Raw genomic sequence first — 11,647 nt, forward strand, 5'->3', positions numbered from 1 at the left:
CGGGGGGGCACCCCCCCCACCGGGCCGGGTGGCCGCCCAAGGCCGGCCACCGGCCCACACGCACTCCGGTGAGCCCATTCACCTGATCAATCATCACGCCGACTCGGCCTGGCGCCAGAACGGCTCAAGCACCTGCGCCAACGGCTCCGCCTCCTGCATCGGCAGGGAGTGGGTGGCGTCCTTCCAGGTCTGCACCCGCGCACCCGGCAGCAGCTCCTCGGCGCGCTCGGCGGCCTTCCCCCCGCCCGCCACGGAGTCCCTCCCTGCGATCGCGACGTAGACGGGCATGGTCAAGGCACTGGCCTCCTCCTTCGTCAGCGGCGAGGGGGTGGGCAGATCGGCCTCGAAGTGCTCCGAGCCGGCCTTGATCATGAGAGCCAGGGGATCCGATCCGGCGAAGTCCTCGCCCCCGATCCGCCCCAGCGCCTTCTCACGCAGGCTCTCGGGAAGCCCCGGTAAGGAGGCGACCATCACCCAGCCGAGTTTTCCGGCCGGCGGGTAGGCGAAGGTGAAGACCGGCTCCAGCAGAGTCAGGGATCGGACCCGGTGGGGATGGAGCCGCGCATAGGCCGTAGCGGTCGCTCCGCTGAAGGAGTGCCCGACGAGGTGGGCTCCCCGGGGCGCGACGGCGCTGACCACCTGATCGATCCAGGAGGCCTGGTCCTCCATCGACGTCAGCGGAGCGGACTGGACGGACAGTCCCGCGTCTCCGAGCGCGTCGAAGGCGATGACCTGCCGCGCGCGCATCAGGATGGGGACGTTCGCGGACCACATGGGCACTCCCGATGAGCGCCCGGGCAGCAGGACAACGGGGGATGAGTCGAGATCGGCTGCCCTGTTCTCGGCGTCCCAGATGTAGACCCGCACGGTTCCGAAGTCGGTGGGGACGTCCTGCACCGAGCTGGGCGTCGGCATGGCCCCCATGGCCTGCCGGTAGTAGCCGACGTACTCCGCGCGTCCTTGAACCGTCTTGAAGTACCCGACGTCGGCAGACCCTATGACGGTTCGGCCGATGCTCACCGCACCTGCGAGCGCGAGCACGACCACGAGCAGCCTTGCCGCACGCCGGGCCGCAGACCTGCGGGGAGCACCCGGAGGACGGCTCCGCCGGAGGGACGGTAGGTGCCGGACACGGGAGCACACTTTTTGCAGTACGTTCATATTGTTATGATAGTACGGTACGCATGTATTGTGAAGGGATGCCCAAGATCGTCGACCACGAGCAGCGCCGGACCGAGATCATCCACGCCCTGTGGCAGGTCATCTACGAGCAGGGCATTCATGCGGCCTCCTACCAGGCGGTGGCACGGGCCGCCGGGATCTCGGTCGGGCGGATCCAGCACTACTTCACCTCCAAGCAGGACCTGGTGCGCGCCGGCTGCCAGGCCATCGTGGACACCGCGGAGTCAGTCCATCTCGGGCGCACCGAGGCGCTGGAGCCGCTCGACGCCCTGACCGAGCTGCTCCTCCAGCCGCTCCCCCGCACTGAGGCGCTTCGGCTGGGTATCTCGGTCTGGTATGCCTACCTGGCCCGGGCCACGGCGGATCCGCAGATCGGGGAGATCCTCGCCAAGGCATCCCGCGGAGCACTGGAGTACGCGGCCCGCCTGCTCGAATGCGCCGGAGCGCCGGCACAGGAGGCGGAGCGTCTGATCGCCCTGAGCAATGGCCTGGCCCAGGCCGCCATGGTGGGAGCGGTGACCGTGGAGGAGGCCGCGCATGTTCTGCACCAGGAGGTCGACTCGCTCAAGGCCCTCTCAAGGGGGTGATGACGATCCTCCACCACCCGTGCGGCCGCAGCGCTCAGCGCAGACCCACGATCTCGCCGGTGGCGACGTCGACGTCGATGCGCTCGGCCGCGGGATGACTCGGCAGCCCCGGCATGGTGGATAGGCTCCCGCAGATCGCGCAGACGTAACCCGCCCCGGCGGCCAGGCGCACCTCGCGCACCGGGAGTCTCCATCCGGTGGGAGCGCCCTTGAGGCCGGGCTCGGCGGACAGGGACAGCGGGGTCTTGGCGACGATGACGGGCAGATTCCCGAAGCCGCCGCGCTCGTAGTCGTCTAGGAGCCTGCCCGCGGCGGGGGCGTAGTCCACGCCGTCAGCACCGTAGAGGGCGGCCACTTTGGCGATCTTGGTGCGCAGGTCGTCCTGCGGCTCGTAGACGGGTCGGATGGAGACCGTATCGCCGGCCTCCTGGCAGGCTTCGACGACGGACCGGGCCAGATCGAGACAGCCCTCACCCCCTCGAGTGACGGGATGACAGACGGCGACTCGGGCCCCGGCATCGCGTGCAATACGCTCCACCTCCTCGATCTCGCTGTCGTGGTCGGTGGGGAAGACATTGACGGCCACAACCGGAGCGACACCGAAACCCCGCACGATCTGCAGGTGCTTGAGCAGATTGGCAGCGCCGGCACGCACGTCCTCGACACTCTCCTGGAGCATGCTCTCAGGAAGGTTCTTGCCGCTGACGAGGCGGTGGCGCCCGGAATGGGCTTTGAGTGCCCTGACGGTCACCACGACGACGGCCGCGTGCGGATACATACCGGAGACGGCGCACTTGAGGTCTACGAAGCGCTCCAGCCCCATGTCCGCCCCGAAGCCGGCCTCAGTGAGGACGTACCCGCCGTCGCGCACACCCGCCGCCGCGACGCGGTCGGCGATCACCGAGGAGCAGCCGGTGGCGATGTTCCCGAAGGGGCCGGTATGGACCAGGACGGGCACCCCCTCACCGGTGCGCAGAAGATTGGGCTCGAGCGCATCGCGCAGGACGGCGCACATGGCCCCAGCGGCCCCCAGGTCCTCGGCACTGACCCACCCCCCGCTGCGATTGCGACCGATGTCGATTCGTCCCAGACGCTCACGCAGGTCGGCCAGGTCCGTGGCCAGAGACATGATGACCATGACCTCGCTCGCCGGGGTGATGTCGAAGGAGGCCTGCCGGGTGACACCGTCGAACCTGGTCCCCAGTCCCGTGACGATGTGGCGCAGGGCGCGGTCGTTGACATCCAGGACCCGGGGCCAGGTGATGGTGCGCTCGTCGATGTCGAGCTCGTTGCCGTGGTGCAGGTGGTTGTCGATCATCGCCGACAGGAGGTTGTGGGCGGCGGTGATCGCGTGGAAGTCGCCGGTCAGGTGCAGATTCATGCGCTCGGCGGGCAGAATTCGAGCGCCCCCGGATCCCCCTGCACCGCCCTTGATCCCGAAGGTGGGTCCCATGGCGGATTGACGCAGGGTGAGCGTGGAGCGCTCGCCCCGGCGGGCCAGGGCCTGGACCAGGCCGATGGCCGTGGTGGTTTTGCCCTCCCCGAAGGGCGTGGGAGTCATGCCGGCGACCACGACGTAATGACAGGCCTCTCCCCGCCCGCCGATGTCCCCCATGGCATTCACGTCGATTTTGGCGACGTCGCGACCATATGGGATGACGTGCTCTGCCGCGATGCCGGCCCGAGCAGCGAGGTCGTGGAGGTCGGGGGCGGCCTGGGCGCCGTCCCGGTCGGATTCGCTCATGGGCCAAGCGTAGGGGCAGGTGGTGCGGTCAGCGCGCCTCCGAGGGCCGCCGGCATGCAGACCTTTCGGGGGGGGCGGCGGTAGTCTTCCTGCATGTCGCTGCGCCCCGATCTACGCAATGTACTGTCGAACTCTGGGCCGGAGAGGACAGCCGCCTTCTCCGACGCGGTGATCGCCATCGCCATGACCCTCTTGGTGCTGGACATCAAGGCTCCCGAGGTGGGCAGCCGCGCGGAGTACGACGCCGCCCTCCTGGACGCCGTACCCCAGCTCGGCGCGTTCCTGCTGAGCTTCTACCTCATGAGCAGGATGTGGGTGTCGCACCATGCCTACCTGTCCGCACTGACCCACATCGACCGCGACCTGCTGAGATGGAACTGCGTCATGCTGTTCTTCATGGCGCTGACTCCTCTGCCCACGTCCATGCTCGCCAAGAACGCCTACGGCTCGCCTGTTCCCGGGATCTTCTACGCCCTGGTCATATCCGGCACACAGATGTGCATGATGGCACTGTGGCGGCATGCCTGGAAGGCCGGCCTCATGGTCAGCGACATCACCCCGGAGACCTACCGGCACACGCAGCGCAGTTCGGTATCGCTGCTGGTGATCTTCTTGACCTCAGTACCCCTCATCGTCGTCTGCGGGCAGTGGGCGATGCTGTTCTGGCTCCTTGCGCCTGTTGTCAGCGTCGTCACCAAGCGCCTGGACGCCAGGCGGGCGAAACGCAAAGGCCTTCAGCCAGGCGATATGTGACCCTGTAGAGCGCACGTGGGCCACGTGGGCTATGGCCCGCGTAGCCCACGTGAGTACGGACGGGCAGCCGATCGCACCCGCCCGCACGACGAGCACAGCGTCACCTGCGCGCCGTCGAGTCCCTCAGTCCTGGCCGGCCAGAGCCTGCTCAATGGCGCACATGGCGACCTCGTGGGAGTAGCCTTTGCGGCCCAGCAGCGCCAGGGCGCGGCGCCGTCGCACGAGCGGATCGAGTCCCCGGGTCGCCGCTAGTTTCTTGCGCGCCAGGGCCAGGGCCGCATCCGCCTCATCACCGGATTCGATCTGCTCCAGAGCCGAGCGGATGTGCTCCTCCCCCAGCCCCTTGCGGCGCAGCTCCTCGGCGATGGCCTTGCGGGCGGCGCCTTTCTCGGCGAAGCGGGTGCGCGCCAGGGTGGCGGCATAGGCGGCGTCGTCAACGACACCGGCGGATTCAAGCCGATCGAGGACCTCGGCGGCAACACGGGGGTCCACCTCCTTGCGCTCCAGCAGATCCGCCAGGGCCGCACGTGGTGCAGCACTACGGTCGAGGCGGCGCAGAACGACGTCCCGGGCCGCCTCAACCGCCTGCGCATGGGCGTCAGGGGTGAGCCACGCCATCAGAACCCACCGGCGTCCTCACCGAAGATGGTGTCTGCATCGTCCGCCGAGGCACTCTTGACCGCTTTAGCGGCCTTAGAGGACTTGGCGGCGGCAGTACCCTTCTTCCCACGGCTGCGGGCAGACTTGACCGCGCTCGTGGCAGCAGTGTCACCGCTGTCCACCGGGATGGCGGCTGCGGCCACGGCCGCCTCGGCGGCGGCCATCTCCTCAGCCTCCCGGGCCTTGCGACCCGGCTCACCGATCCCCAGGGCGGCAAGAATCTTCTCCTCGATCTCAGCGGCCAACTGCGGGTTGTCCTTGAGGAAGTTGCGGGCGTTCTCCTTGCCCTGACCGAGCTGGTCCTCCCCGTAGGTGAACCAGGCCCCCGACTTGCGCACCACGGCGTTATCCACACCCAGGTCCAGCAGGCTGCCCTCGCGGGAGATGCCCTGGCCGTAGAGGATGTCGAACTCGGCCTGTTTGAAGGGCGGTGCCATCTTGTTCTTGACGACCTTGACCCGGGTACGGTTGCCCACGGGCTGGTCTCCGTCCTTGAGCCCGCCGATGCGGCGCACGTCCAGGCGCACGGAAGCGTAGAACTTCAGGGCCTTCCCGCCGGTGGTGGTCTCCGGGTTGCCGAAGAACACACCGATCTTCTCGCGCAACTGGTTGATGAAGATGGCGGTGGTACCGGTGGAGGACAGCGCGCCGGTGATCTTGCGCAGCGCCTGGCTCATGAGCCGCGCTTGGAGACCGACGTGGGAGTCCCCCATCTCTCCCTCGATCTCGGCCTTCGGGACCAGAGCCGCCACGGAGTCGATGACGATGATGTCCAGACCGCCCGAGCGCACGAGCATGTCGGTGATCTCCAGAGCCTGTTCGCCGGTATCCGGCTGGGAGACCAGGAGGTTGTCAATATCGACGCCCAGTGCCTTGGCGTAGACCGGGTCAAGGGCGTGCTCGGCGTCGATGAAGGCCGCGTTGCCGCCGGCTCGCTGCGCACTGGCCACAGCATGCAGGGCGACGGTTGTCTTTCCGGAGGACTCCGGCCCGTAGACCTCGATAATGCGGCCTCGCGGGAATCCCCCGACCCCCAGGGCCACGTCAAGAGCCACCGACCCCGTGGGGATGACGGACACCGGCGGACGGGTGTCGTCCCCCAGGCGCATGACGGATCCCTTGCCGAAGTTCTTGTCGATCTGGGCGAGGGCTGTGGCCAGGGCCTTGGAGCGGTCCTGGGTCTGGCTGGCTGCAGGCATTGTTCTACCTCGGTTCTCAGGGCGGCTCTCAGCCGCGGCGGGCATGGCTGGTCAACTTCGACGAGGTCCCCTCTCCGGGGCTCACCAACGACGGTATGCCTGACCACTGACATCTATCTCCGCACCTCATCAGCCCTGTGGACTTCAGGTGCGTCGTCGTCGTTCGTGGACAACAGTACCCGAACACCTGTTCGATCGCGACATCGTCGTCACCTGCGTGCCGAGCACCCCATCTCGTCGACGTACATCAGCGGAGGCGGTTGGAGCGGAAGATCCAGCGCTCGGAGTCCGAGCGTTCGGTCTCGTCGCACAACAGGGCCCACACACGCTCGGGCATCACCCCACCGTCGAGCGCCTGCACGCAGGTCACGTTCAACTCGGGCAGAACCAGGTCCTGTGCCAGCGACCGACCATATGCCGAACCAAAGACCACTTCGACGGCATCCCAGAACTCCGAGTGCTTCACCACTCCCTCTTCCTTCAACAGACACCCCGGCGGCGGGCCCACTCATCGTGGTCCCGCCGCCGGGGCCGGTCAACACGTCGGCTACTGCCAGCGGACGCCTCGAGGGCACCGCACTGAGGGTATTAGCGGATGATCACCTCAGGGTGACCCCCTGCTGACGCACAAGCTCGTCTGGAACTGTGTCCGGAATCACGACGCCTTCGGTCAGGGCGATGCGATCGGAGACCTCGCGCAGCACCATGGACAAAGGAGCATCGAGCGCCTGGCAGATAGAGGCGAGCAACTCGGAGGACGCCTCCTTCTGACCCCGCTCGACCTCGGAGAGGTAACCCAGCGAGACGCGAGCCTGCGAGGAGACCTCGCGCAGCGTGCGCCCCTGATGCTGCCGAACGCCACGCAGAACCTCTCCGATCTCGCGACGCAAGACAACGTTCTCATGCTTAGGAGCGTCCACGGACGCACCGTACCCTGCCCCAGGTCCCTGGCGCGTCAGCATCCGGTTATTGATCGGGCGAGTGGTACGGGGGTGAGTCGTGTTGTTCATCGTCTGGCACAACCATTCACGTCGCGGATTCATTCCCGCCACGCGAGGCCAGTTCTCCGGCTCCGGTGGCGTTGTGCCCAACTCTACCGGCATTCCTGAAAGAAACCTGAAATGCATCTTAGCCTGCGGCCTGTAGGTGATCTGCATCTGATGAGCAGCGGTCAAGGCCACATTCCACAGCCTTCCTCGTTGAGGAACTCCATGGTCAGCTCGATCACATCCAGCGCAGTCCGACGTCGGATCTGCCGGCGATCCCCGTTCAGGTGCAGCTCACGATGAGCCTCACCCCAGGAGGAGGCGACGGCGATATGGACCGTTCCCGCCGGATGCCCTCCAGCCGACCTCGGCCCCGCCACCCCGGTGGTCGCCAGCCCCACATCCGCCCGGAGGAGCCGGCGCACGCCGTGCGCCATCTGGAGGGCGACGTCGCGGTCCACCGGCCCGGTCCGCTCCAGATGGGCGCCATCCACGCCGAGCAGCTGCGCCTTGACGCGGGTGGCGTAGGCGATCACCGCACCCACCAGCACACGAGAGGCGCCAGGAACTCCGACCAGGGTCGAGGCCACCTGCCCACCCGTCAGCGACTCGGCGATCGCCAATGTCACTGCGCGACGCTCGGCGGCTCGCAGGAGCCCAGTCGCCGCGTAGGCGCAGCGCCCCTCATCGTCCCCTTCCTCCTTGACCGGATCCCTCGCCCCAGGCCGATCACTCATCGACGCGTCCGTCCTGACGACTCAGGCGTACAGCCTGGCGCACATAGTCCAGGCCGGTGACCACGGTGACGATGAGCGCAGCGGCCACGACAACATAGGCAGCCTTGACCAGAAGGTCAGCCAGGCCGGCGAACAGGAAGAAGTAGGACCACGGGGCGAGCAGCCCTACGAGCCCCATCATCTGGAGGGTCGTCTTGATCTTGCCACCCCGCGAGGCCGCCATGACGGCACGGCGCAGCATGAAGAAGCGCATCACCGTGATACCGAGCTCGCGCACGACGATGAGGATCGTGACCCACCACCACAGTCTGCCGTTGACGCTGAGCAGGACGAAGGCGGACAGGGTCAGCGCTTTGTCCGCGATCGGGTCGGCGATCTTGCCGAAAGAGGTCACCAGCCCCCATGAACGTGCCAGCTGGCCATCGAGACGGTCCGTGAACGCGGCTACGACGAAGACCACGACGGCCACAAGCCTGGCCCGGTCCCCCGGCAGCAGCGAGAGCCAGATGAAGACAGGCACGAGCAGCAGTCGCAGCACCGTCAAGGCGTTGGCGATGTTGAGCAGCGGCGCCTGCTCTGGCCGAGCAGGGCTGTCCGGGGCGGTCGAGGCGTTCATCAGGGTCAGCCTAGTAGTGCACGCCCTCACACCGCCGAAGAAACCTCGAAACACGTCCGGAGAACGACTCACATGCGCACCAGTTCCCGAGCGCCAGCGCCACCACCGCACGGGACGCACCCGGGGAGCCCTCCCCATCAGCCACTATTCCCCGGAAACTCGGGCCTCACACCCGATGGCCTCGAAAGTGGCCTCGAGTCATCCAGACTCTCCTAAGATTCGGTTCTTACGTTCATTGATATGTTTACCTCTACATTATCCACCCAGTTCCTGTCGAAGATCTACAACCATGAAGGCGGATGCCGCGCCAACGGACTCACCCTGGACCGGTCGTGTTCGTCCGACCGGGAGCATACGAGCACCAGACGCGCTCTTCTCCGCTCACGAGGGCCGGGGCGAGCAGCGGCTGTGGCCTTCGCCGTTGCACTCACAGTTGCCGGCTGCGGGACGGGCACCGGACAAGCGCAGACCGGTGACACCGCCGGAACCACGGCGGGCAGCACCCGTGAGCAGGAAAGAGACGGACAGGATGCAACCGCGCCCGGCACTACGCTCCCCACCGATGCCGGCGGATCCCAGGACGTGACCTTCACCGTGGGCTATGCCGGGGACGTCCTCATGCACATGCCGGTTCTGAACTCCACTCCGGGGGCCTCCGGGGACATCACCGACAACGTTGCTGCCGAGACCCCTTGGGTCGAGGGCCTGGACCTGGCCCTGTGCGGAATGGAGGTTCCCGTCGCTCCGGACGGGGTCTACTCGGGCTTCCCCACCTTCGGCACCTCCTCCGAGGTCGTCGGCGCCTTGGCGAGATCCGGTTGGGACGGTTGCGCGACCGCATCCAACCACTCCGTGGACCGGGGTGAGGCAGGAGTCATCGCCACGTTGGACGCCTTGGACGAGCACGGCCTGGGGCACGCCGGTACCCACCAGAGCGCGAAGGACGCCTCCGCGCCCTTCGCGCTCTACGAGCTCAAGCGCGGAGGCCGTACGGTGACCGTGGCCCAGATCTCCACGACTATGGGACTCAACGGCTTGGAGGACCCCACCGGGTACTCGGTGTCACTCAATGACGTCAATGCCATCACGAAGGCCGCGAAGTCGGCTCGGGCGGCGGGCGCCGATCTTGTCGTCGTCCACTCGCAGATCGGCCAGGAGTACGAGACCACACCCGATGAGGAGCAGGTCTCCTACGCGCAGGACCTCGCCGACAGCGGGCAGGTCGACATCTTCTTCGGCGCCCACCCCCATGTGCCCCAGCCGGCTGAGAAGCTCGACGGCGGCGTCAAGGGCAAGGGGATGTGGGTGTCGTACTCGGCCGGCAACTACATCTCCAGTCAGAACGAGTCCTACTGCGGCCCGTTGTCCGACGTCGGTCAGCTGGTCTGGGCCGACGTCACCTCCCACGCCGACGGCTCGGTGAGCGTGAACTCACTGAACTGGCACCCGTTCACGGTGGATCAGGAGGGCGGCTACAACGTCAGGGATCTGGCGGCGCTCCACGACGGAGAGCATGCCGAGGGCCTGGGGCTGAGCAAGCAAGAGATCGACAGACGTTGGAACATGCTCGACTCAGACGTCAAGGACACCTCGACGATGGCCAAGAAGCCTCCGAAACCCACTGGACCGGCTCCGACAGTCCTCGGTCGGGACGAAGTGCTCAAACGAGTGGAAGCGCACCCGGCCCCGTCCGACACGCCATCGTCCTCGCCGTCCACGGGATCCAGGCCCCGGGCGAGTCAGAAGCCGAACCGATCGTCGTCCACTCCCACCTCATCGGCTTCAGAAACGGAGGAATCGGAGCCGAGTTCCAACGAGCTGCCGGAGCCCTCCGAGAGCGATGAGGGCTAGCACCGGCCGTACGAGAGAGGGACCGGGGTCACCATGATGAGCCGCGACCGGTAAGCGACCATGCGTCCTCAGACCCCTCCTCGACAGATGCATCATCCCAGGACTCCGACTCCGGCAGGTTCAGATCGGCCTCCAATGGATCCGCGCTGTAGCGGTTCGACGACAGGGCCGTTGTGCGGGGCTCACCAGTACCAGGAACCGGTGGACCGCCGGACGAGGGAGCCTCCTGGACATCCTCTGAGACATCCGGGGTCCCAGCGCTCCCGGGCGCGCCACCCTCCCCCTTGATCCAGGCCAGGGTCTCCTCGAGCTGCTCGGGTTGAACGAGGACATCACGGGCCTTGGACCCCTCCGAGGGGCCGACGACCTCGCGGGACTCGAGCAGGTCCATGAGGCGCCCGGCCTTGGCGAAGCCGACGCGCAGTTTGCGCTGGAGCATGGAGGTGGACCCGAACTGGCTGGAGATGATGAGCTCGGCGGCCTGCAGGAGCAGGTCCATGTCGTCACCGATCTCCTCGTCGATCTGCTTCTTGACCTCCGGGACGATGACGTCCTCACGGTACTCGGGGGTCAGCTGGGACTTGACATGCTCGACAACACAGCGGATCTCGGACTCGGTGACCCACGAGCCCTGGATACGCACCGGCGTGGAGGCCCCGGGGCCGAGGTAGAGGGCGTCACCCTGACCGGTGAGCGTCTCGGCCCCGTTCTGGTCGAGGATGACGCGGGAGTCCAGCTGAGAGGCGGTGGCGAAGGCCAGGCGTGAGGGGACGTTGGACTTGATGAGGCCGGTGACGACCTGGGCGACGGGCCTCTGTGTCGCCAGGACAAGATGGATTCCGGCGGCGCGGGCCAGCTGGGTGATGCGCTGAATGGATGCCTCGACGTCTTTGGGGGCGGTCATCATGAGGTCGGCGAGCTCGTCGACAACGACCAGGAGGTAGGGGTAGGGGCTCAGCTCACGTTGGGAGCCGGGTAGGGGCTGAACGTCTCCGGCACGCACCGCCTTGTTGAAGTCGTCGATGTGCTTGAAGCCGAAGGAGGCCAGGTCGTCGTAGCGGGCGTCCATCTCACGTACCACCCATTCCAGGGCCTCGGCTGCCTTCTTCGGAGAGGTGATGATCGGGGTGATGAGGTGCGGGATACCCTCATAGATGGTCAGCTCGACCCGCTTGGGGTCGACCAGCACCATGCGCACCTCCTCGGGAGTGGCACGCATCATGATCGAGGTGATCATGGAGTTGACGAAGGAGGACTTACCTGATCCGGTCTGACCTGCCACCAGCAGGTGCGGGGTCTTGGCCAGGTTAGTGACGACGTAGTCGCCCTCGA

General features: G+C 66.8%; 12 protein-coding genes. 3 read left to right on the top strand and 9 right to left on the bottom strand.

What is annotated here, in order from left to right; translation table 11 throughout:
* Window positions 1-93 precede the first annotated feature (93 nt).
* Complete coding sequence (locus RWR81_RS10315) at window positions 94-1,041, bottom strand: alpha/beta hydrolase (RefSeq protein WP_314457481.1); 948 nt, start codon at window positions 1,039-1,041, stop codon at window positions 94-96.
* A 158-nt stretch (window positions 1,042-1,199) separates the two neighbouring features.
* Here RWR81_RS10315 and RWR81_RS10320 point away from each other — a divergent pair, with 158 nt between their 5' ends.
* Entirely contained in the window at window positions 1,200-1,769 is a 570-nt protein-coding gene (locus tag RWR81_RS10320; protein ID WP_314457483.1) for a TetR/AcrR family transcriptional regulator, read from the top strand.
* A gap of 34 nt (window positions 1,770-1,803) precedes the next feature.
* On the opposite strand, the gene RWR81_RS10325 is transcribed toward RWR81_RS10320, so the two are convergent.
* Window positions 1,804-3,513, bottom strand: coding sequence for a formate--tetrahydrofolate ligase (locus RWR81_RS10325; protein WP_314457485.1), 1,710 nt, complete (start codon window positions 3,511-3,513; stop codon window positions 1,804-1,806).
* A gap of 93 nt (window positions 3,514-3,606) precedes the next feature.
* Between RWR81_RS10325 and RWR81_RS10330 the strand changes: the two genes are divergently transcribed.
* Window positions 3,607-4,266 (top strand): TMEM175 family protein, encoded by a 660-nt coding sequence (locus tag RWR81_RS10330; RefSeq protein ID WP_314457487.1) that lies wholly within the window; start codon window positions 3,607-3,609, stop codon window positions 4,264-4,266.
* Window positions 4,267-4,389: 123 nt separating this feature from the next.
* On the opposite strand, the gene RWR81_RS10335 is transcribed toward RWR81_RS10330, so the two are convergent.
* From RWR81_RS10335 to pgsA, 6 genes are all read right to left on the bottom strand, one after another.
* Window positions 4,390-4,884 (bottom strand): regulatory protein RecX, encoded by a 495-nt coding sequence (locus RWR81_RS10335; RefSeq protein ID WP_314457489.1) that lies wholly within the window; start codon window positions 4,882-4,884, stop codon window positions 4,390-4,392.
* Complete coding sequence (recA, locus tag RWR81_RS10340; protein WP_314457490.1) at window positions 4,884-6,125, bottom strand: recombinase RecA; 1,242 nt, start codon at window positions 6,123-6,125, stop codon at window positions 4,884-4,886. The genes RWR81_RS10335 and recA overlap by 1 nt, the downstream gene beginning before the upstream one ends.
* 247 nt (window positions 6,126-6,372) lie before the next feature.
* The gene (locus RWR81_RS10345) at window positions 6,373-6,594 is read right to left on the bottom strand and encodes a DUF3046 domain-containing protein (protein ID WP_314457491.1); all 222 of its coding nucleotides are present in this window, start codon (window positions 6,592-6,594) and stop codon (window positions 6,373-6,375) included.
* A 130-nt stretch (window positions 6,595-6,724) separates the two neighbouring features.
* The gene (locus RWR81_RS10350; RefSeq protein WP_314457493.1) at window positions 6,725-7,135 is read right to left on the bottom strand and encodes a helix-turn-helix transcriptional regulator; all 411 of its coding nucleotides are present in this window, start codon (window positions 7,133-7,135) and stop codon (window positions 6,725-6,727) included.
* Between the two features lie 161 nt (window positions 7,136-7,296).
* Complete coding sequence (locus tag RWR81_RS10355; protein ID WP_314457495.1) at window positions 7,297-7,848, bottom strand: CinA family protein; 552 nt, start codon at window positions 7,846-7,848, stop codon at window positions 7,297-7,299.
* Window positions 7,841-8,464, bottom strand: coding sequence for a CDP-diacylglycerol--glycerol-3-phosphate 3-phosphatidyltransferase (gene pgsA, locus RWR81_RS10360; protein ID WP_314457497.1), 624 nt, complete (start codon window positions 8,462-8,464; stop codon window positions 7,841-7,843). The genes RWR81_RS10355 and pgsA overlap by 8 nt, the downstream gene beginning before the upstream one ends.
* A 408-nt stretch (window positions 8,465-8,872) precedes the next feature.
* Here pgsA and RWR81_RS10365 point away from each other — a divergent pair, with 408 nt between their 5' ends.
* Complete coding sequence (locus RWR81_RS10365) at window positions 8,873-10,315, top strand: CapA family protein (RefSeq protein ID WP_314457499.1); 1,443 nt, start codon at window positions 8,873-8,875, stop codon at window positions 10,313-10,315.
* A 28-nt stretch (window positions 10,316-10,343) separates the two neighbouring features.
* On the opposite strand, the gene RWR81_RS10370 is transcribed toward RWR81_RS10365, so the two are convergent.
* On the bottom strand, window positions 10,344-11,647 hold a 1,304-nt coding region (locus RWR81_RS10370; RefSeq protein ID WP_314457501.1), incomplete at its 5' end, for a DNA translocase FtsK.

This window comes from uncultured Actinomyces sp. (assembly GCF_963526355.1).
In the GTDB taxonomy this organism is placed as follows: Bacteria; Actinomycetota; Actinomycetes; order Actinomycetales; family Actinomycetaceae; genus Actinomyces.